The sequence below is a fragment of the Pseudarthrobacter ribosi genome, assembly GCF_055412865.1.
Genome location: NZ_JBVAYZ010000002.1, coordinates 220388 through 242821 on the forward strand (window position 1 = coordinate 220388; position 22434 = coordinate 242821).

At 67.1% G+C, this 22434-nt stretch carries 20 protein-coding genes and 1 tRNA gene; 5 read left to right on the forward strand and 16 right to left on the reverse strand.

Going from position 1 to position 22434, the window contains the following annotated elements:
- The first annotated feature begins 40 nt into the window (after window positions 1–40).
- Complete coding sequence (locus ACZYZ5_RS02925; protein WP_463899003.1) at window positions 41–1264, forward strand: glycoside hydrolase family 26 protein; 1224 nt, start codon at window positions 41–43, stop codon at window positions 1262–1264.
- Between the two features lie 112 nt (window positions 1265–1376).
- Here ACZYZ5_RS02925 and ACZYZ5_RS02930 read toward each other — a convergent pair.
- Together ACZYZ5_RS02930 and ACZYZ5_RS02935 are read right to left on the reverse strand one after the other, a co-directional pair.
- Window positions 1377–1458: transfer RNA gene (locus ACZYZ5_RS02930), tRNA-Tyr, on the reverse strand.
- A 150-nt stretch (window positions 1459–1608) separates the two neighbouring features.
- Window positions 1609–1863 (reverse strand): hypothetical protein, encoded by a 255-nt coding sequence (locus ACZYZ5_RS02935; RefSeq protein WP_463899005.1) that lies wholly within the window; start codon window positions 1861–1863, stop codon window positions 1609–1611.
- A 212-nt stretch (window positions 1864–2075) separates the two neighbouring features.
- On the opposite strand from ACZYZ5_RS02935, the gene ACZYZ5_RS02940 reads away from it, so the two are divergent.
- Window positions 2076–2567: a YajQ family cyclic di-GMP-binding protein gene (locus ACZYZ5_RS02940; RefSeq protein WP_463899007.1), complete on the forward strand. Its 492-nt coding sequence runs from the start codon at window positions 2076–2078 to the stop codon at window positions 2565–2567.
- A gap of 651 nt (window positions 2568–3218) precedes the next feature.
- On the opposite strand, the gene htpX is transcribed toward ACZYZ5_RS02940, so the two are convergent.
- Window positions 3219–4091 carry a zinc metalloprotease HtpX gene (htpX, locus tag ACZYZ5_RS02945; RefSeq protein WP_463899008.1) on the reverse strand — a complete coding sequence of 291 codons (873 nt, stop codon included), beginning with the start codon at window positions 4089–4091 and terminating at the stop codon, window positions 3219–3221.
- A gap of 51 nt (window positions 4092–4142) precedes the next feature.
- Complete coding sequence (locus ACZYZ5_RS02950; protein WP_463899010.1) at window positions 4143–5414, reverse strand: MFS transporter; 1272 nt, start codon at window positions 5412–5414, stop codon at window positions 4143–4145.
- 116 nt (window positions 5415–5530) lie between these two features.
- On the opposite strand from ACZYZ5_RS02950, the gene ACZYZ5_RS02955 reads away from it, so the two are divergent.
- Together ACZYZ5_RS02955 and ACZYZ5_RS02960 are read left to right on the forward strand one after the other, a co-directional pair.
- Complete coding sequence (locus ACZYZ5_RS02955) at window positions 5531–5998, forward strand: Fur family transcriptional regulator (RefSeq protein WP_463899012.1); 468 nt, start codon at window positions 5531–5533, stop codon at window positions 5996–5998.
- 24 nt (window positions 5999–6022) lie between these two features.
- On the forward strand, window positions 6023–7522 hold the full coding sequence (locus ACZYZ5_RS02960; protein WP_463899013.1) for a catalase: 1500 nt from the start codon (window positions 6023–6025) through the stop codon (window positions 7520–7522).
- Between the two features lie 97 nt (window positions 7523–7619).
- On the opposite strand, the gene ACZYZ5_RS02965 is transcribed toward ACZYZ5_RS02960, so the two are convergent.
- The 11 genes from ACZYZ5_RS02965 to ACZYZ5_RS03015 all read right to left on the reverse strand — a co-directional run bounded on the left by ACZYZ5_RS02965 (window position 7620) and on the right by ACZYZ5_RS03015 (window position 20047).
- Window positions 7620–8495: an ABC transporter ATP-binding protein gene (locus ACZYZ5_RS02965; RefSeq protein WP_463899015.1), complete on the reverse strand. Its 876-nt coding sequence runs from the start codon at window positions 8493–8495 to the stop codon at window positions 7620–7622.
- Complete coding sequence (locus tag ACZYZ5_RS02970) at window positions 8485–9258, reverse strand: ABC transporter permease (RefSeq protein ID WP_463899017.1); 774 nt, start codon at window positions 9256–9258, stop codon at window positions 8485–8487. Before ACZYZ5_RS02970 ends, ACZYZ5_RS02965 begins: the two co-directional genes overlap by 11 nt.
- On the reverse strand, window positions 9255–10097 hold the full coding sequence (locus tag ACZYZ5_RS02975) for an ABC transporter permease (RefSeq protein WP_463899019.1): 843 nt from the start codon (window positions 10095–10097) through the stop codon (window positions 9255–9257). The genes ACZYZ5_RS02970 and ACZYZ5_RS02975 overlap by 4 nt, the downstream gene beginning before the upstream one ends.
- Window positions 10094–11080 carry an ABC transporter substrate-binding protein gene (locus tag ACZYZ5_RS02980; RefSeq protein ID WP_463899021.1) on the reverse strand — a complete coding sequence of 329 codons (987 nt, stop codon included), beginning with the start codon at window positions 11078–11080 and terminating at the stop codon, window positions 10094–10096. Before ACZYZ5_RS02980 ends, ACZYZ5_RS02975 begins: the two co-directional genes overlap by 4 nt.
- 188 nt (window positions 11081–11268) lie before the next feature.
- Window positions 11269–11874, reverse strand: a complete 606-nt coding sequence (locus tag ACZYZ5_RS02985) for a TetR/AcrR family transcriptional regulator (RefSeq protein ID WP_463899023.1) — start codon at window positions 11872–11874, stop codon at window positions 11269–11271.
- A gap of 124 nt (window positions 11875–11998) precedes the next feature.
- Window positions 11999–13576 carry an APC family permease gene (locus tag ACZYZ5_RS02990; RefSeq protein ID WP_463899025.1) on the reverse strand — a complete coding sequence of 526 codons (1578 nt, stop codon included), beginning with the start codon at window positions 13574–13576 and terminating at the stop codon, window positions 11999–12001.
- Between the two features lie 156 nt (window positions 13577–13732).
- Complete coding sequence (locus ACZYZ5_RS02995) at window positions 13733–14143, reverse strand: DUF779 domain-containing protein (protein WP_463899027.1); 411 nt, start codon at window positions 14141–14143, stop codon at window positions 13733–13735.
- Window positions 14144–14159: 16 nt separating this feature from the next.
- Entirely contained in the window at window positions 14160–15170 is a 1011-nt protein-coding gene (adhP, locus tag ACZYZ5_RS03000; RefSeq protein WP_463899229.1) for an alcohol dehydrogenase AdhP, read from the reverse strand.
- A 158-nt stretch (window positions 15171–15328) separates the two neighbouring features.
- Complete coding sequence (gene exaC, locus ACZYZ5_RS03005; protein WP_463899029.1) at window positions 15329–16852, reverse strand: acetaldehyde dehydrogenase ExaC; 1524 nt, start codon at window positions 16850–16852, stop codon at window positions 15329–15331.
- 142 nt (window positions 16853–16994) lie between these two features.
- Window positions 16995–18380, reverse strand: a complete 1386-nt coding sequence (locus ACZYZ5_RS03010; protein ID WP_463899031.1) for a GAF domain-containing protein — start codon at window positions 18378–18380, stop codon at window positions 16995–16997.
- Window positions 18381–18589: 209 nt separating this feature from the next.
- Window positions 18590–20047, reverse strand: coding sequence for an FAD-dependent oxidoreductase (locus tag ACZYZ5_RS03015; protein WP_463899033.1), 1458 nt, complete (start codon window positions 20045–20047; stop codon window positions 18590–18592).
- Between the two features lie 174 nt (window positions 20048–20221).
- Here ACZYZ5_RS03015 and rarD point away from each other — a divergent pair, with 174 nt between their 5' ends.
- Window positions 20222–21256, forward strand: coding sequence for an EamA family transporter RarD (gene rarD, locus ACZYZ5_RS03020; protein WP_463899230.1), 1035 nt, complete (start codon window positions 20222–20224; stop codon window positions 21254–21256).
- 104 nt (window positions 21257–21360) lie between these two features.
- Here the strand turns inward: rarD and ACZYZ5_RS03025 are convergent, their stop codons facing one another.
- A complete protein-coding gene (locus tag ACZYZ5_RS03025; RefSeq protein WP_463899232.1) occupies window positions 21361–21960 on the reverse strand; it encodes a universal stress protein in 600 nt (199 codons plus the stop codon).
- Window positions 21961–22434 lie beyond the last annotated feature (474 nt).

Genomic DNA, 22434 nt, shown 5'->3' on the forward strand with positions numbered 1-22434 from the left:
CCATGCCCCGCCGCACCCGGCGTCCGGCTGAGGAGTTCCTTTGAAGCCGATAAGAAGCCTGGCCTGCGTCCTCGCCCTGGTGGTCCTGAGCCTGTCGCTGGCCGCCGTCCCCGCGCAGGCCGCCACCGCAAACATCAGCCTCAGTCCGGCCCAGGGCCCGGCGGGAACCACGGTCACCGTCACCGGCACCGGGTTCCCCAAGAAGGGCTCCGGAACCCTCACCGCCGGCACCAGCTCCGCCGCCTTCAAGGTGAGCGCCTCCGGATACTTCACGGCCGCCGTCGTCATCCCGCAGACGACACAACCGGTCCTCGACGTCCAGGCCACCGCCGGGACCGTCAGGTCGTCGGCGGCCTTCACGGTCGTCGCCCCGGCGACCGATCCTGCGCCGCCGACGGCCATCAGCAGCTCGCCGCTGCGCTTCGGCGTCGGCACCCCTGGCGGACCGCTGGCCTCGGCGGAACTGGACCAGGCCGCGTCCCTCGCCGGCGAGGTGCCGTCCGTCATTCTGTCCTACAAGGACTTTAGCCAGGCCCCGCCCGTTCCCGAGCTGGACGCCGCCCGCAGCCGCGGCGCCACGACCCTGCTGACGTGGGAGCCCTGGGCCTGGGGCGGCGGAACCGAGCAGCCTGCCTATGCCCTCGACCGCGTAACCGCCGGAGACTTCGACCCCTACCTGCGGCAGTGGGGCGCGGCCCTGGCGTCCTGGGGGCATCCGGTGATGCTGCGCTTCGGGCACGAGATGAACGGCGACTGGTACCCGTGGGCCGAGGGCATCAACGGCAACGGACCCGGTGATTATGCCGCGGCGTGGCGGCACGTCCACGACGTCGTCACCGGCACCGGCGCCACCAACATCACCTGGGTCTGGAACCCCAACGTCCCCTACTGGGGCTCCACACCGCTCGATGGCCTCTACCCCGGACCCGGGTACGTGGATGCGGTCGCGCTCGACGGCTACAACTGGGGCACCTCGGCGGCCTGGAGCAGCTGGATCGCCCCGGCGGAGCTCTTCGGCCCGGGACTCGCCGAACTGAGACGGCTCGCGCCCGGCAAACAGGTGCTCATCGCGGAAACATCGTCCGCGGAACAAGGCGGATCCAAGGCGGGCTGGAACACGGCGCTGATCAGCTACCTGGCGGCACAGGCCGACGTCACTGCCGTGGTCTGGTTCAACTTCAATAAGGAAACCGACTGGCGGATCAACAGCAGCACCAGTTCCAGCACGGCGCTGGCGGCTGCCCTGGCCGCGCGCCCCCGGTAGCCGGATGCCGCGCCCCGGGCCCCGGGCGCGGTCCCGGGCGCGGGCGCGGGCCGCGGGTGCGGGCAAAGAAAAAGCCTCCGGAACCTGTTGGTTCCGGAGGCTTTTCCAAGGGTGGCAGATGAGGGATTCGAACCCCCGTAGGCGTTGCCAGCTGATTTACAGTCAGCCCCCTTTGGCCGCTCGGGTAATCTGCCGAACTTCAAAAGAAGATCACTCGCGGCTTCCATCGTCAGAACGCCTGTTTCCAGTCCGTTCCGCTTCCAGTAACCGCGGGCAAGACAACTTTACAGAACTTCTGCCGAAGAATCGAATCGGCGCTCTGAGGCCCGAAAAAGCCCGGAAAATCAGGCATCTCCCAGGATGCGGCCGGCGAGTTTGGACTCAAACCTCGCCGCCTGCTCCTCCGTGATCTGGTTCAGCTGGACCGCGCGGGCCAGATCAGCGTGGACGCCGTCCAGCCGCGACGAGGCATCCGCGGCCGGGCTGAAAATGATCGAGGCAGCCAGCGTCGCGGCTGCCACCGAGGTCGCGGCGGTGGCAATACCGCCGGCGGCGGCTGCCGTGGAGCGGACGACGTACCGGACGGCGTTGTTCTGCATGATCTGTACCTTTCGAGCGACTCTTCCAACTCCTGCAACTCTCCCACCCGAAACTTCGTTCCCGCCCTGACTCAGCTTTGAGCGGACTGTGAAGGGGTCTGTGAAGGCGACATCGGACCGCCGGACTTCACATCAGGGGCATCCGTACTAGGCTGGATTGCAGACACAACGGCCCCTCACCGGGCACCCCCCCAACCCCCAGGAGGACAGTCATGGCAGGCGAATCCACATTCGACGTCGTCAGCAAGGTCGACAAGCAGGAAGTCGCCAACGCGCTGCACCAGGCGCAGAAGGAACTGGTCCAGCGCTACGACTTCAAGGGCGTCGGCGCCGAGGTCGATTTCAGCGGCGAGAAGATCCTCATGAAGGCCAACTCCGAAGAGCGTGTCCTCGCGGTCCTGGACGTGCTGCAGTCCAAGCTCATCCGCCGCGGCATTTCCCTGAAGTCCCTCGAAACTGGCGAGCCCTACGCTTCCGGCAAGGAGTACCGGCTCGAGACCACCATCAAGGAGGGCATCGCCCAGGACCTCGCGAAGAAGATCAACAAGCTCATCCGCGACGAGGCCCCCAAGTCCGTCAAGTCCCAGATCCAGGGCGACGAGCTCCGTGTGACTTCCAAGTCCCGCGACGACCTGCAGGAGACCATGAACCTGCTGAAGGGCTTCGACGAGGCCGACCTGCAGTTCGTGAACTTCCGCAGCTAGCAGCCTCTCCGCGGCGCAGGCCTCCTCACGCGGTGTAGGTTTCCTCACGGCGCGGTAGCCTCCTCACGCTGCGCAGGTTTCTCACGCGGTAGTAATTTCCTGACGCTTCGCGAAAGGGCTGGCGCGCCGGTATACCGATGTCGCCAGCCCTTTCGCGTGTCACGGAACCACTTGCGCGTCGCGGAACCACTTGCTCGTCGCGGATGCAGCCGGGTGTCCGCGTCACCCACGACGCCGCACCCGGTCATCTCCCATCCCGCGGACCCCCAGGAACCCCAGATCCAGGGCATCCACGGCGACCGGACCGCGCTCCGGGGGCACATTGGCGCGGACACGCCGTCGACTGAGGCCCCGCCGTCGAAATCTGGGCTCATGGTGCCCCCGGACGGATGCAACCCGGTCCGCGGGGACAGGCCCGCACACAACAAAGCGGCCGGCCCGGCACCAGGCACCCCTCGCCACTAGTACCGGCAGCGCTCCGGCACGGCATCCCTCTCGCCAGGCCGGCAGCGCTCCGGCACAGCATCCCGCTCGCCCTGCCGGCCGCGCTCCGGGGGCACATTGGCGCGGACACGCCGCCGGCTGGGGCCCCGCCGTCGAAAGCTGGGCTCAAAGTGCCCCCGGACGGATGCACCCGGTCCCACCAGGAGGCTAGCCGAGCGGCCGGCCCGCCATCCGCTCCAGCCGGCCGATCCGCTCGCCCATCGGCGGGTGCGTGGAGAACATTTTCGCGACGCCCCCGCCGCGGAACGGGTTCGCGATCATCAGGTGTGAGGCGTTGACCAGGCGCTGGTCCTGCGGCAGCGGCGCGAGCTGCACGCCCTGTTCAATCTTGCGCAGGGCCGAGGCGAGCGCCAGCGGGTCTCCCGTGAGCTTGGAACCGTCCTCGTCGGCGTCGAACTCCCGGGTCCGGGAGATGGCCATCTGGATCAGCGAGGCAGCAAACGGGGCCAGCAGCGCCATTGCGATCGCGGCGATCGGATTGGCGTTGCGCCGGTCCCCGCCGCCGCCGAAAATCAGGAACATCTGCGCCACCGAGGTGATCACGCCGGCGACGGCGGCGGCCACCGAGGAGGTCAGGATGTCCCGGTTGTAGACGTGCATCAGCTCGTGGCCCAGCACGCCGCGGAGTTCCCGGGCGTCGAGCATCCGGAGAATGCCTTCGGTGCAGCACACCGCGGCGTTTTGCGGGTTCCGTCCGGTGGCGAACGCGTTCGGTGCCATCGTCGGCGAGAGGTAGATCCGCGGCATCGGCTGCTGCGCCGTGACGGAGAGCTCCCGGACAATCTGGTAGAGCTGGGGCGCCTGGGCCTCCGTCACGGGGTACGCCTGCATGGCCCGGATCGCGAGTTTGTCACTGTTCCAGTAGCCGTAGGCCGTCGTGGCGACGCCCACCAGCGCCATGATCCAGATCGGCGCGGCACTGCCCATGCTGGAGGCCATCAGCGCGCCAAGTCCCAGCAGCACGGCCCACAACACACCGAAAAGGGCCGCGGTCTTCAGTCCGTTGTGATGCTGATGCACGATTCCTCCCGAAGTCGTCCCAATATCGACCCGCACAAGAAAAACGTCCCGCTAGGGCACCGGGTTCCGCGCGTCATACTTCAGGAAGCCGCACTGCCTGTGCGCCACGGCCCAGGCCACGGCGATGCACACCAGGCCGCCCAAAAGCAGGACCCAGCCTTCACTCAAAATTTTAGTCCCACCGCCGGCGAGCATGTCCCCCACCCGGGGTCCGCCCGCCACCACCACAATGAAGACGCCCTGCAGCCGGCCGCGCAGGTGGTCCGGCGTGGAGGCCTGCAGAATGGTGGTGCGGAAGACGGCGCTGACCGAGTCGGCGATGCCGGCCAGCCCGCAGCACAGGGCCGCGGGCAGCAGCCACCACGTCACGCCGCCGGCGCCGGAGTCCCCGGCGAGGACGACGACGAGGCCGAAGCCGGCAATCGAGGCGCCCCAGCCCATCACGGACCAGACGACGGCGGCTCCCTGCCGCCGCACCGCCCCGAGCGGGCCGGAGAAGAGGCCGGCCAGGAACGCGCCGACCGCGGTGGAGGCCAGCAGGATCCCCACCGTCGTTTCGCCGCCGCCGATCATCACGGCGCCGATGGCGGGCAGCAGCGCCCGGGGCTGGGCGAAGATCATGGCGACGAGGTCGATGATGAAGGTCATCCGCAGGTTGGGGCGGGTGCCCAGGAAGCGGAAGCCCTCGACGACGGAGCGCAGCCCCGCGGGCCGCGCATGTTCCCCCGGCGGCATGGCCGGCAGCTTCAGCAGCGCCCACAAGGCGAAGGCGAAGGTGGCGACGTCGATCGTGTAGGTCCAGGCGAAGCCGACCGTGGCCACCAGCAGCCCGGCCAGCAGCGGCCCGGCGGTCAGGGTGAGGCCGAAACTGATCATGCTCAGCGCGTTGGCGGCCGGCAAGAGCTCCTTGCGGACCAGCAGCGGGATGATGGCACTGCGGGCCGGCTGGTTGATGGCCTGCGCGCCGCTCTGCACCGCCACCAGGGCGTACAGCACCCAGATGTTCCCCAGCTGCAGCCAGGCCTGCAGGGCCAGGCAGGCGGTGGTCAGCCACAGCACCGAGGAGGCCAGCAGCGCCACCGTGCGGCGGTCATGGGCGTCCGCGATCGAGCCGCCCAGCAGCCCGCCGAACACCAGCGGGACGAGGGCAAAGATGCTCAGCAGTCCCACGTAGAGGCTGTCCTGGGTGAGCCGGTAGACTTCCAGGCTCACGGCAACGAGGGTCAGCTGGCTGCCCAGGGCTGCGACGGCGGATCCCAGCCACAGGCGGCGGAACGCCGGACTCTCGCGCAAGGGCGTGATGTCCGCCAGATATTTCCCCACCCGGATACTCTAGTGGCGCCGGAGCGGCCGGCCGGCGCACCCGTACCCGCCGCAGTCACACGCGACATAGGCGTGCCTTATTATGATCGACTCATAATAAGTGCTTGAATGGGGGCATGACGGATTCCACGGGCACCCACGAGGCATGGGCTGCCGCCCTGCGTGCCCACGGCCGCCGGGTGACCAAGCAGCGACTCGCCGTGCTCACCGCCGTCGAACACCACCCGCACTCCCCCGCCGAGCACATCCTCGCCGCCGCCCGCGAGGATCTCCCCGAGCTGACCGCACAGTCCGTCTACGTGGTCCTCGGCGACCTCACCGACCTGCAGATGCTGCGCCGCTTCGAGCCCCCGCACTCCCCCGCCCTGTACGAGACGCGGGTGGGCGACAACCACCACCACGCCGTCTGCATCAGCTGCGGGCGGGTGGAGGACGTCGAATGCGCCGTCGGGCATGCGCCGTGCCTGACGCCGAGCTGGGACGAGAATTCCCAGCCGATGACCATCCAGATCGCCGACGTGCTGTACCAGGGCATCTGCCAGGACTGCCAGCGGACCCAACAACTTCCCTCCGAACGTAAATAAGTACAACCAAGAAATAGGAGAACGATGACTCAGAACATCTCTGCGCCCGCCGTGTCCACAACACAGACCGGTGCCCCGGTCACGTCCGATGCCCACTCGAAATCCGTCGGTGCTGACGGCGCGATCATCCTCACCGATCATTACCTGATCGAGAAGCTCGCGCAGTTCAACCGCGAGCGTGTGCCGGAGCGTGTGGTGCACGCCAAGGGCGGCGGCGCGTTCGGTACCTTCACGACCACGGACGACGTCTCGAAGTACACCAAGGCCGCACTGTTCCAGCCGGGCACCGAGACCGAGATGCTCATCCGCTTCTCCTCCGTCGCCGGCGAGGCAGGCTCCCCCGACACCTGGCGCGATCCCCGCGGTTTCGCCGTGAAGTTCTACACCACCGAGGGCAACTACGACCTCGTCGGCAACAACACCCCGGTGTTCTTCATCCGCGACGGCATCAAGTTCCCGGACTTCATCCACTCGCAGAAGCGCCTCCCGGGCACCCACCTGCGCGACGCCGACATGCAGTGGGACTTCTGGACCCTCTCCCCCGAGTCCGCGCACCAGGTCACCTGGCTCATGGGCGACCGCGGCCTCCCGGCGTCCTGGCGTGAAATGCAGGGCTACGGCTCGCACACCTACCAGTGGATCAACGCCGCGGGCGAGCGCTTCTGGGTCAAGTACCACTTCAAGTCCAACCAGGGCGTCAACTCCATGAGCGGCGACGAAGCCGAGGTCCTGGCCGGCGCCGACGGCGACTTCTACATCCGCGACCTGCAGGAGAACATTGCCGCCGGCAACTTCCCCTCCTGGGACCTGCACGTCCAGGTCATGCCGTACGAGGATGCCAAGACCTACCGCTTCAACCCGTTCGACCTCACCAAGGTGTGGCCGCACGCGGACTACCCGCTGATCAAGGTCGGCACCATGGAGCTGAACCGGAACCCGGAGAACTACTTCGCGCAGATCGAGCAGGCCGCCTTCGCGCCGTCGAACTTCGTGCCGGGCATCGCCGCGTCGCCGGACAAGATGCTGCAGGCCCGCATCTTCTCCTACGCCGATGCGCACCGCTACCGCGTGGGCACCAACCACGCCCAGCTGCCGGTCAACCTGCCCAAGAACCAGGTCAACAACTACAGCCAGGACGGCCAGGGCCGGTACCTCTTCAACGCCCCGTCCGTTCCGGTCTACGCACCGAACTCTTTCGGCGGCCCGGCTGCCGTCGAGCCGCTGAACCCGGCCGGCGGCTGGGAGAACGACGGTGAGCTCACGCACTCCGCGCACTCCCTGCATGCCGAGGACGGCGACTTCGGCCAGGCCGGCACGCTGTACCGCGAAGTGTTCGACGACGGCGCCAAGGCCCGCCTGCTCGAGACCGTCACCGGTGCCGTCAGCGGCGTCAAGAGCGCCGGGATCAAGGAACGCGCCATCCAGTACTGGACCAACGTCGACGCCGAGTTCGGCGCCAAGCTGCGCGCCAACCTGGGTGCCGGCCAGGTCGAGTCCGACGCCGAGGCCGCCAACAAGGTCTGATCGTCCCGCGCCAGGCATTAACCGAACACCCCGCCACGGACCTGAACTGGTCCCCGTGGCGGGGTGTTTTGTTCGCTGGCGCTACTGCCGTGAGCGGTTAGGCGACGTCCGCGCCCGAGGCCGCTGCCGGCGTCGAACCTGCCGCTGGTGTTCCGGCCGCGGCCGGGCGGTGGCCCTTTTTGGCGAGCTGGATCTGCTCGTACACGTGGTGGCGCAGTTCGGTGAAGCGCGCCAGGGACCGGGTCTCCAGCTGGTCGCGTTCTTCGGGCAGGTCAATGGTGATGTCTTCCTGGATCACTGTCGGGGAGCTCGAGAGGATGATGACCCGCTCGCCGAGGTACACGGATTCGTCGATGTCGTGGGTGACGAACAGGATAGTGATCCCGAGCTTCTTCCACACGGTGCGGATCAGGTCCTCCAGGTCCGCCCGGGTCTGGGCGTCCACGGCCGCGAACGGCTCATCCATCAGCAGGACCTCGGGCTGGTACGCAATGGCGCGGGCGATCGCCACGCGCTGCTGCATGCCGCCGGAGAGCTGCCACGGGTAGGACCGCGGGACGTGGGACAGGCCCACGGCCTCGAGGGCTTCATCCACGAGCCGGTCGCGTTCGGCCTTCGGGACGCCCTGGTTTTTCAGCGGCAGTTCCACGTTGTCCCGGACCCGCATCCAGGGGAAGAGCGAGCGTCCGTATTCCTGGAACACCACGGCCATCTTCTTCGGTGGACCGGAAACCCGCTTGCCGTCCAGGAGGACTTCGCCCTCGGTCGGGGCCATCAGCCCGGAGATGCACTTGAGCAGCGTGGTCTTGCCGGACCCGGAGGGCCCCACCAGACAGGCCAGTTCCCCCGCGCGCAGATCGAAGGTGAGGTTCCGCACGGCCTCCACGTCGCCGCCGTCGGCTTGGTACACCTTCTTCAGCCCGCGGACGGAGAGCATCGCCTCCGGGGCCGCATGCGTTGGGTCAGGCTGCATTTTCTACCTCTTTCTGGCCGTGGTACCAGCGCAGGATGTTCCGCTCGGCCCACTGGAAGATGAATGACATGCCCACACCCAGCAGCCCGAGCACCACAATGCCGGACCACATCTCCGGGATGGAGAAGGAACGCTGGAACTGGACGATGGTGAAGCCCAGTCCCGAGGACGAGGCGAACATTTCGGAAATGACCATCAGGATCAGCCCGAGGGACATCGACTGGCGCACGCCGGCCATGATCTGCGGGCTGGCGGACGGCAGCACCAGGTACCGGACGCGGGCCCAGCCGTCGATGCCGTAAGTGTGGGCGGAGTCGGAGAGTACCGGGTCGACGGCGCGCACCCCCTCGATCGTGTTCAGCAGTACGGGCCAGATGCAGCCGAAGATGATGACGACGACCTTCATGGCGTCGGTGATGCCCATGAGCAGCATCAGGACCGGCACCAGGACCGGAGGCGGGATGGCGCGGAAGAACTCCAGCGTCGGTTCCAGCAGCGCCCGGAGCCAACGGACCGATCCGATCAGGACCCCGCCGACGACGCCGATCACGATCGCCACGAGGACGCCCGCCGCGAGCCGCCCGATGCTGGGCAGCACATCCGTGAAGATACGCTCGCCGAACCAGACCTCGGAGAAGGTTTCGACCAGGCTGGCCGGAGTGGGAACGAAGAAGTTGTCCGTCTCCAGGGTGGCGGCCCACCAGATCAGGATCAGGATCACCGGCAGGCCCAGGAGGTAGCCGAGATTCTTCAGGGTCTTCATACGAACACCTCGGAACGGACCGACGTGTGCCAGGACAGGGTCTTCTTTTCGATGAAGCGCATCAGCATGTTGATCAGCACGCCGATCAGTCCGGTGGCGAGCACCAGGGCGTACATGCCGGAGATCGCTCCGCCGGACTGGGCCAGGGCGATTTCGCGGCCGAGCCCCGGGGATCCGATCACGAGTTCCGCGGTGATGGCCAGGACCAGCGCCACCGCGGCGGCGAGGCGCACGCCGGTCATCAGGTAGGGCAGGGCGGTGGGGAAGACGACGTAGCGGATCCGGGCCATCCTGCCCAGGCCGTAGGTCTTGGCCGTGTTGTTGGCGACCATGTCGACGTCGGCCACGCCGTAGAGCACCTGGATCAGGACCTGCCAGAACGCGGCGTACACGATCAGCAGCAGCGACGACTCGATCTTCACGCCGAACATCAGCACGGCCAGCGGGATCAGCGCGACCGACGGGATCGGGCGCAGGAATTCAATCGTGGAGTTGGTGGCCTTGCGCAGGAAGTTGCTGGAGCCGATGATGAAGCCGAGCACCACGGCGGCCGCCACGGCCATCAGCAGGCCCAGGAACCAGGCCTTCATGGTCTCGCCCACGGCAACCCAGAAGGCCGTGAGCCCAAAATCGACCACCAGCGCGGCAATGACCTCGCTGGCGGGCGGGAAATACTTTGGGTCGATGATGCCGAGCCTGGGAATGAGCTCCCAGGTGAGCAGGAATCCGAGGATCCCCGCGAGGCCGAGCAGTTGCTTGGTTGGCACCCTGCGGACCTGCCAGTGCTGCCGCTCCATCCTGGGAGCGGCAGCACCGGAGGTCAGGGTCTTGGAACTCACGGGAGAAGTTCGCCTGCGTTCGGAGCCTCGGTCAGCGTTCCGTACTTGGCGGCGGCGTCGCCGAGGGTCTTGAACGCGTCCTGGTTGAACTCAACCCGGTACCGCGGCAGCACGATCGCGGCCCGGGCGGCCTCGTCGATCTTGGTGTAGGTGCCCACGATGTCGCGGACTTCCTCCGGGTGCTGCTGCGCGTATTCGAGCGACTTGTTCATGGCACGGGTGAACTTCTGCGTGAGCTCGGCCTTGCCCTGGATGGTCTCTGCCTTGGTGAAGTAGCCGGCAATGTCCAGCTCCGGGTGCATCTCGACGAAGTTCCAGGACACCACCTTGCCGCCTTCAGCCACCGCCTTGGACAGGAAGGGCTCGAGGATCCATGCCGCCTCCACCTGCTTGTTGGCCAGCGCCGCCGGGGCGTCCGGGAAGGCCACCTCAACGAACTTCACGCTGTTGGGGTCCCCGCCGTCCTTTTCGATGACGGACTTGATCGTGGTGTCGCCGATGTTGGAGAGGTTGTTCACCGAGACGGTTTTGCCGGCGAGGTCTTTCGCGGACTGGATGCTCGACCCGGCCGGCACGACGACGCCGCCGATGTCCTTGCCGATCTCACCGGTGGTGGAGGCACCATTGGCGACAAACTTCAGGTCAAGGCCCTTGTCCTTGGCGACCATGACCGAGATCAGGTTGGAGAAGGCGAAGTCGAAGCTGCCGCTGACAATGCCGGGGACGATCGCCGCGCCTCCCGTTGCGGTCTGGATGTCCAGCTGGAGTCCCTCGTCCTTGAAGAAGCCCTGCTTGTCACCGAGGTAGATGGGGGCGCAGTCAACGATCGGAATGACGCCGACGCTGACCTTGGTCAGGCCCGAATCTCCGCCGGCGCCGCCCGTGGCAGTGCCGCCTCCCGTGGAACTGGGCGAGCCACTCCCGCAGGCCGACAGTCCCAGAACGGATGCGGCTGCCAAGACGGCAATAAAACGACGTTTCATGTTCACTCCTATGTGCCCATTGGCATGGGAGTGACAAGCCCCCAGCCCCAAATGTTCGCTATTCGAACAGACGTTCAAATTAAGTCTGATCTAAACCTGATGTGGGGTCAACCACGTCCAGCGCATTGTTACAGCTCTGAGACGGGGCGTCAAAGGGCATCTTCCGGCCGGCCGGAAGGGCGACGGCGTCAGATGTGCTGGCCGTCGGTAGCGAGCCGGCGGTCCAGGTTGTTGAAGAAAACCAGCAGCATCAGGTCAAAGGCCTGGCTGGCTTCCTCGGGCTGGTTGTTCACGACGAAGTCGAACTGCAGCCCGTAGAAGGCGGCGGTGAACAGCCGGGCGTCGGTGTCGGCGAACTCCTCGCGGATGCCCTGAAGGATCAGCCAGTCCCGGGCTTTCTCGTGCAGCATGCGGAAATGTTCCTGCGCCGTTCCGCGGGGCGGATCCGCCACGATGTCCTGCGCGGTCGCCTCGAATTCCAGCCGGGCGAGGTGCCGGTTGCGCTGCGCCATGGTCCAGCGCCAGGACTCCAGCAGGAACGCCCGCCAGGCGTCCCGGTCAATGTCCCGCACGTCCGTGGCCCGGATGCTGTCCAGCCGGGACTCGATGGTGCGGATGATCTCGTTCACCAGCTGCTCGCGGTGGCCAAAATGGTAGACGAGCACATAGCTGCTGACTCCCAGGCCCTCGGCCAGGCTCCGGAACGTGAGCTCCGCGAGGGTCTTGTCCATGAGGTAGTCCAGAATGGCGGCCAACAGCTCTGTTTTGCGTTCCGGTCGTGCGGGGCGGGCCATGGTTCCATCATAGGGAGCGGGCCGTTAACGCCGAAGTCGCCGGAGCATTGCCCGTTCGCCGGAACGTTCCGGCGAATCGCACTGCTCCGGCGACGTCGGTTTTTTCGGGAGGGGAACAGACTCCTTAGTTGGCGCTGGCTCCGGCCTTGGCCGTGGCCTTGGCCGTGGCCTTGGCGTCCGCGACGGCGGCGCTCTTGTCGGCGGGGCCGTTCACGGACGCCCTGGCCTCGGCGAACTTCTCGTTCAGCCGGGAGTGGCGCTGGCCGTAGGAGAAGTAGATGACAACGCCGATCACGAGCCAGCCGGCGAAGAAAATCCAGGTCTCCACGGCCAGGTTGGTCATGAGGTACAGGCACAGGACGGCGGAGACGATCGGGAGCACCTTGCCGAACGGCACCCGGAACGCGGGCTTGAGGTCCGGGCGCTTCTTGCGCAGCACCAGGACGCCGATGCTGACGGTCACGAACGCGGAGAGCGTGCCGATGTTGATCATTTCCTCCAGCAGGTCCACGTTGGTGAGTCCGGCGACAACCGCCACGCCGGCGCCACAGATGATCTGGAGCCGGACCGGCGTCGCACGGATGGTGCTGGTCTTGGACAGCGAGCGCGGCAGCAGGCCGTCGCGGCTCATTGCCAGCACCACACGGGAGAGGCCCATGAGCAGCACCATGATCACGGTGGTGAGGCCCACGAGCGAGCCGAAGGCAATGACCTTGGCGGCATCGGTGTTGCCCACCGCCTCGAACGCCGTGGTGAGGGTGGGGTTCTCGGCCTCGGCCAGTTCGGTGTAGGACACCATGCCGGTCAGCGCCAGGGACACCAGGATGTAGAGCACCGTGACAACGGCGAGGCCGCCGAAGATGCCGCGGGGCAGCGTCTTCTGCGGGTTCTTGACCTCCTCGGCGGAGGTGGCGACGACGTCGAAACCGATGAAGGCGAAGAAGACCAGGGCGGCGCCGGCGAAGATGCCCAGCGTGCCGTACTGCGCCGGGGCGGCACCGGTGAGGAAGCCGAAGAAGGACTGCTTCATGACGTCGGCGGCGGCGGTGCCGCCGGTCGGCTCGGAGGCCGGGACGAACGGGGCGTAGTTCTCGAACTTCACGTAGCTGAAGCCCACCACAATCACAAAGAGCACGACTCCGATCTTGATCAGCGTGAAGATGTTGCCGACGCGGGCGGACAGCTTTGTCCCCAGCACCAGCAGCACGGTGAACACGGCGACGATCAGGAAGGCACCCCAGTAGAGGTCCACGCCGCCCAGGGAGATCGACGGCGGGATGTCGACGCCCATGAGCGCGAAAACCTTGCTGAGGTAAATGCCCCAGTACTTGGCGATCACCGCACCGGCGGTGAACAGCTCGAGGATGAGGTTCCAGCCGATGATCCAGGCCAGCAGCTCACCCATCGTGGCGTAGGTGAAGACATAGGCGGAGCCGGCCACGGGGATCGCGGTGGCGAACTCGGCGTAGCACATGATGGCCAGCGCACAGGTGACGGCGGCAATGGCGAAGGAGAGGGTGACGGCAGGGCCGGCGAAGTTTGCTGCAGCCTTGGCGCCCACCGAGAAGATGCCGGCGCCGACAGCAACGGCGACGCCCATGATCATCAGGTCCCAGGAGCTCAGCGAGCGCTTGAGCTGGCGTCCGGGTTCATCGGCGTCCGCCATGGACTGCTCGATCGATTTGGTCCGGAAGAGGTTCATAGAAAAGTCCACAATCTCGGTAGCTTGTTTAGAAACAGACCTATCCATAGTAGTGTCCATCCACTGGACGGCCATTTTTATCTCACATGGTGAGACGCAAAAAGCGGGCCGTGCAGGTTTCCCTGCACGGCCCGCCCGCGCGTGGTGCGCTCCGGTTTAGACCGGCCAGTCCATCAGCGTTGACCGGATCAGGAACCGTTTGCCCTCGGGCGCCTCCACCGAGAAGCCGCTCCCCCGGCCCGGCACCACATCCACGGTCAGGTGGGTGTGGCTCCAGTAGTTGAACTGTTCTTTCGACATCCAGAACTCAATGGTCTGCGGCTGCAGACCGTCGGAAATATCGAACAGGCCCAGCTGCACATCCGAGTCCCCGGTGATGAACTCCCCTGCGGGATAGCACATCGGCGAGGACCCGTCGCAGCAGCCGCCGGACTGGTGGAACATCAGCGGCCCGTGCTGGACCCACATCTTGCGCAGCAGCTCCACCGCCACGGGGGTGAGCGCCACCCGGGAGAAGTCCTCCCCGGGAAGGGTCACGGCGGCGTCGAGCTTTGTCGGTGGTGGCATCAGAGTCCTCTCCTGATCAGTACTTGATGACCACACGGCCGTCGATCTTGGCGTGCTTCATCTCGTCGAGGACGGCGTTCACGTCGGAGAGCTCGCGGGTGGAGACCGTGGGGTGGATCTTGCCCTCGGCGTAGAACTCCAGCGCCTCCTGCAGGTCCTGCCGGGTTCCCACGATGGAGCCGCGGACGGTCAGGCCCTTGAGCACAATCTCGAAGATGGGTGCCGGAAAGTCACCCGGCGGCAGGCCGTTGAACACAATCGTTCCGCCGCGGCGGGCCATGCCGATAGCCTGTCCGAACGCTGACGGGTGCACCGCCGTGACCAGGACTCCATGGCAACCTCCGGTTTCGCGCTGAATGACTTCGGCGGGATCTTCGTGCAGGGCATTGACGGTCAGTTCCGCACCGTGCTTCTTGGCCAGGGCGAGCTTGTCATCGGCGATGTCCACCGCTGCAACGCGCAGTCCCATGGCAACCGCGTACTGGACGGCGATGTGGCCGAGGCCGCCGATGCCCGAAATGGTGACCCACTGGCCGGGGCGCGCCTCGGTCATCTTGAGTCCCTTGTAGACGGTCACTCCGGCGCAGAGCACCGGGGCGACCTCGACGGGGTCCGAGCCGGCCGGGATCCGGGCGGCGAAGCGCGTGTCCACCAGCATGTACTCGCCGAAGGAGCCGTCAACGCTGTAGCCGGCGTTCTGCTGCGCCTCGCACAGGGTTTCCCAGCCGGTGCGGCAGTACTGGCAATCGCCGCAGGCGGACCAGAGCCAGGCATTGCCGACCAGGTCTCCGACGGCCAGGTCGGTGACGCCCTCACCGAGGGCCACCACTTCGCCGACGCCTTCGTGGCCGGGGATGAACGGCGGGCTCGGCTTGACCGGCCAGTCGCCTTCCGCGGCGTGGAGGTCGGTGTGGCAGACGCCGGTGGTCAGCACCTTCACGAGCGCCTGGCCGCGGCCCGGCACCGGCACGGGAACGGTCTGGATCTGCAGGTCCTTGCCGAATTCGGTTACTACTGCGGCTTGCATTGTCGTCGTCGTCGTTGTCGTCGTCATAGCGAAATCCTTGCGTCGTCAAGCGTGGGTGCAGCTAGGGGGCGTGTGCACGGCGTCCTTTCGCGTGGGTGCACACGTGGTGCGGGCGGGGCGGATCCATAGTGATCCACCCCGCCCGGGATCGGTGCGGCTTAGAAGAAGCCGAGCTTGTTCTCGTTGTAGCTGACCAGGAGGTTCTTGGTCTGCTGGTAGTGGTCCAGCATCATCGAGTGGTTCTCGCGGCCGATGCCGGAGGACTTGTAGCCGCCGAATGCAGCGCCCGCCGGGTAGGCGTGGTAGTTGTTCACCCACACGCGTCCGGCCTGGATCTCGCGGCCGGCGCGGTAGGCGACATTGCCGTTACGGGACCAGACGCCGGCGCCGAGGCCGTAGAGGGTGTCGTTCGCGATGCCCATGGCGTCGTTGTAGTCGCTGAAGCGGGTCACGGACACCACCGGGCCGAAGATTTCCTCCTGGAAGATCCGCATCTTGTTGTGGCCTTCGAAGATGGTCGGCTGGACGTAGTAGCCGCCGGCCAGGTCGCCGGGCAGCTCGGCCCGGGCGCCGCCGGTGAGGATCTTGGCGCCCTCCTGCTTGCCGATGTCGATGTAGGAGAGGATCTTTTCCAGCTGATCGTTGGAGGCCTGGGCGCCGAGCTGGGTTTCGGTGTCCAGCGGGTTGCCCTGGATGATCTTCTCGACCCGGGCCACGGCGTCGGCCATGAACGAATCGTAGATGCCTTCCTGGACCAGGGCGCGGGAGGGGCAGGTGCAGACTTCGCCCTGGTTGAAGGCAAAGAGGGTGAAACCTTCCTGTGCCTTGTCGTAGAACGCGTCGTTGGTGTCGGCCACGTCGTTGAAGAAGATGTTGGGGCTCTTGCCGCCCAGTTCCAAGGTGACCGGGATCAGGTTCTGGCTGGCGTACTGGCTGATCAGGCGGCCGGTGGAGGTTTCGCCGGTGAACGCGATCTTGCGGATCCGGGGGCTGGAGGCCAGCGGTTTGCCGGCCTCGACGCCGAAGCCGTTGACGACGTTAAGGACGCCGGCCGGGAGCAGGTCGCCGATGAGTTCCATCAGGACCAGGATCGAGGACGGGGTCTGCTCGGCCGGCTTGAGGACGACGGCGTTGCCGGCGGCGAGGGCCGGGGCGAGCTTCCAGACGGCCATCAGGATCGGGAAGTTCCAGGGGATGATCTGGCCGACGACGCCGAGCGGCTCGTGGTAGTGGTACGCGGTGGTGTCGTCGTCGAGCTGGGACAGCCGGCCTTCCTGGGCGCGGACGGCGGAGGCGAAGTAGCGGAAGTGGTCGGCGGCGAGCGGGATGTCCGCGTTGAGGGTCTCGCGGATCGGCTTGCCGTTGTCCCAGGACTCGGCGACGGCGAGCATCTCGAGGTTCTCATCGATCCGGTCCGCGATCTTGTTCAGGATGGCGGCGCGCTCGGCGACGGAGGTTTTGCCCCAGGAGGGCGCAATCTTGTGGGCGGCGTCCAGCGCCAGTTCAATGTCCTCGGCGGTGCCGCGGGCGACCTCGCAGAAGACCTTGCCGGTGACCGGGGTGATGTTCTCGAAGTACTGGCCCTTGACCGGGGCGACCCACTCGCCGCCGATCCAGTTCTCGTAACGGTCCTTGAAGGTGACCTTCGAGCCCTCGGTGCCGGGCTGTGCGTAAACAGTCATTGCTAGCTCCTTTGCTGTGCAAGATAGTGGCGGCCAGTGCCGGCGCCACCGTTGCGTTCAGCCTAGGAGCTAGGAGGTTGCAGTCAGGTTGCAACCACGTGACCCGGATCACTTCCAGGGTCACTCTTGCGGGGTCGGCGGGTCAGGCGCCGAGTTCCGCCTCGAGGCGTTCCAGGTCGGCGACGATCGCGGAGCGCTTGGGCGAACGCGGCGGCAGCAGTTTCAGCGCCGCGATCCGGACCTCGACGTCGTCCCTCGCCTCGGGCAGCTCGGCATACCGCAGGAGCGACTCGGCGCTGCCGTCCGTCAGCACGGCGTCGCGGAGCAGGGAGGAGACCCGGGACCGCAGTTCGGCGATGCCGGGGGCCTCGGAGCGGGGCAGGACGGCGCCGCGGTAGATTTCCAGGGCGATCCGGTGGGCGCCGCGCTGCAGGCAGTTCAGGACCTGGCCGGAGTCCGGCACCAGGTCCAGCGGCAGCCGGTAGGGCCGTGACTCCGGAACGGCAGCCGGGTTGAGCTGCTGGAGGACCTTGCGCAGCCGGACCATCTCGGCCCGCAGCGTCATGGTGGACGCGTCCCCCGGGTACAGCAGGGCACACAGCTCCTCGGCGTTGAGCCCCTCGGGGTGGGTGCTGAGCAGGGCCAGGATTTCGCTGTGCCGGGCGGACACTGCCACGGTGCGGCCGTCGATGCTGAGCAGGGCCTGGTCCCGGCCGAGGAGCTGGAGGCTGTTGCGGTACAGGCTGCCGGCCGAGCCGCCACCGTCCCCCGTCCCGGACGTGGCAGCGCCCCGACGTCGGGCCGGCGAGGACTGCTTGGCGGCCGCGAGCTGGAGCCGCTCCACGCGGAGGTGCGCCTGGGCGGCGGCCACGGTGGCCTCGACCAGGGACAGGGTGTGCGGTGCGACGGCGGACTCGGTGCCGGTGATGTCCACAACGCCCAGCACGGCGCCGGAATCCGGATCATGGAACGGCACGGCCGTGCAGCTCCACGGGTGGACGGAGCGTTTGTAGTGTTCGGCGCCGGAAATCTGGATGCCGCGGCCCAGGGCCAGGGCGGTGCCGGGGGCGCTGGTGCCCACGGTCGCTTCGGACCAGTCGGCCCCGGGAACGAACATCATGCCCTCGGCCCGGCGCCGCATTTCGGCATCGCCTTCGACCCAGAGCAGCCGGCCCACTTCGTCCCCCACAGCCACCAGCATGCCGCTGTCATGGCTGGGCAGGACCAGGAGTTTGTGGATGACCGGCATGATGGCCGCGAGCGGGTGCTGGCGCCGGTACTCTTCGAGTTCTTCGCTGTCCATCGCCAGCGGGGCCTCGGGGTTGTCCGGGTTGGCGTGCAGCTGGGCCGAGCGCCGCCAGGACTCCTGGATCAGTCTGCTGAGACCGGGAAGCTGCAGATCGGCCGGGAACACGAGCCCCTGGGAGTCCAGCTGCTCGTGGCCGGCGCTGGCATACTGCTGTCGCAGCGCTGCGGGAACCCCGCCGGCTGGCGGGAGCAGGGCTGCCGGATGGATCGGATTCCTCATTGAACTCCCACCGGACGGGCACGACGGCGTGCGGAGGCAGCCATGTCCGCCCAAGTCTACGGGGCGTGCCCCAAGCCCGCCAGAGCGCGCCCGTCCTCCTCGCGCGGATTCCGCGCCGAATTCAGACAGCCGCTACGTGGATCCGCGTGGCGGCTGTCCGTTTCCGCAGCGGATTCGCCGGCCCGGGATGGAGAGGCCGGATCCGGGGGTCAGCCGCGGGAGATCCGCACCATGTCCTCGCGGGGAACCACTTTGATGCGTTCCCGCGCGATGCCGTGGGCGTCCCCGGAGGCGGACCACTCGGCGCCGAGGGCCAGCTCGTGGGTGTCGAGCCGGTTCCAGCCCTCCCACGTGGTGTATTCGATCCCGCGCTCCTCGAGGAGGTCAATGATCGCCTGCGGGTCCGGGTTCTGCGCCGGGGGCAGGCTCAGCCGGTCCTCGAGCAGGAAGCCGATGGTCTCCAGCGCGTCGCCCTTGGTGTGGCCGATCAGGCCGACGGGGCCGCGTTTGATCCAGCCGGTGGCGTAGATGCCGGGAACGGGGTTGCCCTCGGCGTCGAGCACCCGGCCGCCCTCGTTGGGGATGACGCCGCGGCGGGCATCGTATGCCAGTTCGTCCAGCGGCGAGCCGTGGTAGCCGATCGCGCGGTAGACAGCCTGGACCGGGTAGTCGAGGTACTCCCCCGTGCCCTTGACGTTGCCGGTGCCATCCAGCTGCATGCGCTCGAACTTGATGCCGGCGACCTTGCCGGGGTCGGCCCCGTCGCCGGGTGTTCCGTAAATTTCCACCGGGCTGTGCAGGAAGTGCAGGTGCAGGCGGCGGGAGGACGGCTCCTCGGCCTCGGCGTGCTCCTCGACGAGCCAGTTCGTCAGGGTGTTGACCATGGTGCGGATCTGGTTGTTGCTCCGGATCGCCTCGTCCGAGGCCTCGTCGAACTCGAAGTCCTCCGGGTACAGCACGATGTCGACGTCCCGGGCGTGGGAGAGTTCGCGCAGTTCCAGCGGCGTGAACTTCACCTGGGCCGGTCCGCGGCGGCCGAACACGTGGACGTCCGTGACCGGGGAGTTCTTGAGCGCCTGGTAGACGTTGTCCGGGATTTCCGTCACGAGCAGATCGTCGGCGTGCTTGACCAGCATCCGGGCCACGTCGAGGGCCACGTTGCCGTTGCCGATCACCGCGATCTCCTTGGCCTCCAGCGGCCAGTCGCGGGAGACGTCGGGGTGCCCGTCGTACCAGGAGACGAAGTCGGCCCCGCCGAAGGACCCCTCGAGCCCGACGCCGGGAATGTCCAGGTCGGCGTCCTTGATGGCGCCGGTGGAGAAGATCACGGCGTCGTAGAAGGCGCGGAAATCGTGCAAGGTCAGGTCACGGCCGTAGGTGACGTTACCGAGGAAGCGGATGTCGCCGCGGTCCAGGACCTTGTGCAGCGCGTTCACGATCCCCTTGATCCGCGGGTGGTCCGGGGCGACGCCGTAGCGGATCAGGCCGTACGGTGCCGGGTACGCCTCGAAGAGATCGATGCTGACCTCGAAGTCGCCGCCCTTGACCTCGTTGGACTTGGTCAGAATGTCCGCGGCGTAGACGCCGGCCGGTCCGGCGCCGACAATCGCAACGCGGAGCGGACGTTTGGACGATCTTTTAGGCGAAGTTTTGGCCGAGTTGGACACCGGAAGCCCTTCTGAGTCTTAGCGACAGCGCCAGCACATGCAGCGCACAATCCCCCATTCTAAATGTCCGCAGGACAGTATGGGCGCCCCGGTGACCGACATCGCAGGGATCCGCCCCCGGCGCCGGACGCCTCCGAGCCGAAAGGCAGGAATAGGAGTCCCTCCGGTGGTGTTATTGATCTTGTGTTTACCCCCGACCGATCCCCCTCCCCCGCCACGCTGAGCACTCCGGGCACCGCCGCCCCCGGTGGAAGCCCGTCGAAGCGGCCGCCGGCGGCCCTCAAAGCCGTCGACACGGACACGACGGCGGGAATCATCTTCGGGATCGGCGCCTACGGCCTGTGGGGGCTGATGCCCCTCTACTTCTTCCTGCTGCAACCGGCTGGCGCGGTCGAAATCGTGGCCAACCGTGTGCTCTGGTCGCTGCTGTTCTGCGCCCTGCTGATCACCATCACCCGCTCCTGGCGGGTCCTGGGCGCCGCTTTCCGGAACCGCACGCTGATCTTCCCGCTGATGATCGCCGCGGTCCTGATCGCCGTGAACTGGCTGACCTATGTGTACGGCGTGACCACCGGACAGGCCGTCGAAGCCTCATTGGGCTACTTCATCAACCCGCTCGTCTCGGTCCTGCTGGGCGTGGTGGTGCTGAAGGAGAAACTGCGGCCGCTGCAGTGGGCCGCCGTCGGAATCGGCTTCATCGCCGTGGGCGTCCTGACGGTCTCCTACGGCAAGCTGCCGTGGATCGCCCTGACGCTGGCGCTGAGCTTCGGCCTCTACGGCTTCGTCAAGAAGCGCGTCGGCCCGCGCGCTGACGCGATCACCAGCCTCACCGTCGAGACGATCGTGCTGGCGCCGGTGGCCGCCGCCGCGATGATCATCCTGGCACTCACCGGGACCGCGACGCTGGCAGCCCACGGCCCCGAGCACTTCTGGCTCCTCGCCGCGTCGGGCATCATCACCGCCGTGCCGTTGCTGTTCTTCGGCGCCTCGGCCCGGCGGTTGCCGATGACCACCATCGGCCTGCTGCAATACTTCGCCCCGGTGCTGCAGTTCATCGTGGCGCTGGCCGTGTTCCATGAGCCCATGACGACGGACCGCTGGATCGGCTTCGGCGTGGTGTGGCTGGCGCTGCTGGTGCTCACCGTGGACATGCTGCTCGCCGCCCGGAAGAACTCCGTGAACCGGAAACTGGCCCGCGCCGCCGCCTGAGTCTGGCGCGGGCCTCACGTGGGACGCTTGCCTGCCCGAGGCTGACCCAAGAGGGCCCCGAGCCGGCGAGCCGGGGCAGCGGCGCGGCGCCGCTCAGACTGAAATCAGACGGCGGGGCTGGTTTTGATCCCCGTGTAGTCGCGCGGGACCACCACCATGGGCACCGGAAGGGCCAGGAGCACCTTGTGGGCTGTGCTGCCGAGGAACAGTTTGTTCTTTTCCGCCAGGCGCGACGACCCGACGATCAGGATTTCCCCCTCGTCCCAGTCGAGGTCGTCGATCGCTTCCTCGATGGTGCGCCCGTGGGCCACCTCGACGGTGACGTCGTGTCCGGCCGGGAGGCGGTGCGCGGCCGCGGTGAGGACGGTATTGGCGTGGATGTGCGCGGCGTTGATGTTCTCCCCGCTGTCGCCTTCGGCGTCGAGTTCCACGAGGGACACCAGCCGCAGCGGGACCCCGCGGCGTTCCGCGGCCGTGATTGCGACGTCGATCGCGGCCTCCGCGCCGGGGCGCTGGCCCACCGCAAGGGTCAGCCGGGTGATCGGCTCCGTGCGGTGGTAACCCCGGGGCGCGAGCGCCACCCCAACAGGAGAGGCGTGGAGCAGGGCGTTGGCCGCGCTGCCAATTGTGTACCGCTTGAACAGCCCGGCGCTGGCAGCACCCACAACGATCAAGCCGGCCTCGTAGTCCAGCGCAGCATCAATGAGGCCGGCAGCGTGCGAGTCCGCGTGGCGGACATGGAACCTGGCCTCCGTCCTTGGGGACCAGGGACAAGCCCTCGCGTTCCGTGGTGATCATCTTCTGCTCCGCGGCACTGACACCGCTTCCCTCAGGATGCAAGGCGACGTAGGGGGTCCGCCGGTCACGACGTAGACCAGGTCAAGGTGCGCCCTGGGCGCGGGCCAGGGCAGAGGCCAGTGCAACGGCGTCGGCGCCGCGGTCGCCGGGGGTGTAGCCAACTACGTATCGCATCTATGAACCCCTTAAGGGTCTGTGGCAGAAGCCAGCTTTGCTCCGGGGGTTTCCGGGCGACGTCGGCCGGTCTGCGTTCCTGCAGTGGTAGAAATGACTCTAGCCCAGCAGGACCCGGAATTGACCCTGGCGGCCCGCGGTTTTCTCCCCTGAGCAGGGGAAACCTCTAACAAGTAGAGATGAGGATTTCGCAGGAACGATCCACG

Excerpts from the sequence above, each read along its gene's own strand:
- ACZYZ5_RS02935 (WP_463899005.1), bottom strand. The coding sequence starts at position 1,863 with ATGCAGAACAACGCCGTCCGGTACGTCGTCCGCTCCACGGCAGCCGCC.
- ACZYZ5_RS02940 (WP_463899007.1), top strand. The coding sequence starts at position 2,076 with ATGGCAGGCGAATCCACATTCGACGTCGTCAGCAAGGTCGACAAGCAG.
- ACZYZ5_RS02955 (WP_463899012.1), top strand. The coding sequence starts at position 5,531 with ATGACGGATTCCACGGGCACCCACGAGGCATGGGCTGCCGCCCTGCGT.
- ACZYZ5_RS02960 (WP_463899013.1), top strand. The coding sequence starts at position 6,023 with ATGACTCAGAACATCTCTGCGCCCGCCGTGTCCACAACACAGACCGGT.
- ACZYZ5_RS02965 (WP_463899015.1), bottom strand. The coding sequence starts at position 8,495 with ATGCAGCCTGACCCAACGCATGCGGCCCCGGAGGCGATGCTCTCCGTC.
- ACZYZ5_RS02970 (WP_463899017.1), bottom strand. The coding sequence starts at position 9,258 with ATGAAGACCCTGAAGAATCTCGGCTACCTCCTGGGCCTGCCGGTGATC.
- ACZYZ5_RS02980 (WP_463899021.1), bottom strand. The coding sequence starts at position 11,080 with ATGAAACGTCGTTTTATTGCCGTCTTGGCAGCCGCATCCGTTCTGGGA.
- ACZYZ5_RS02985 (WP_463899023.1), bottom strand. The coding sequence starts at position 11,874 with ATGGCCCGCCCCGCACGACCGGAACGCAAAACAGAGCTGTTGGCCGCC.
- ACZYZ5_RS02990 (WP_463899025.1), bottom strand. The coding sequence starts at position 13,576 with ATGAACCTCTTCCGGACCAAATCGATCGAGCAGTCCATGGCGGACGCC.
- ACZYZ5_RS02995 (WP_463899027.1), bottom strand. The coding sequence starts at position 14,143 with ATGCCACCACCGACAAAGCTCGACGCCGCCGTGACCCTTCCCGGGGAG.
- adhP (WP_463899229.1), bottom strand. The coding sequence starts at position 15,170 with ATGCAAGCCGCAGTAGTAACCGAATTCGGCAAGGACCTGCAGATCCAG.
- exaC (WP_463899029.1), bottom strand. The coding sequence starts at position 16,852 with ATGACTGTTTACGCACAGCCCGGCACCGAGGGCTCGAAGGTCACCTTC.
- ACZYZ5_RS03010 (WP_463899031.1), bottom strand. The coding sequence starts at position 18,380 with ATGAGGAATCCGATCCATCCGGCAGCCCTGCTCCCGCCAGCCGGCGGG.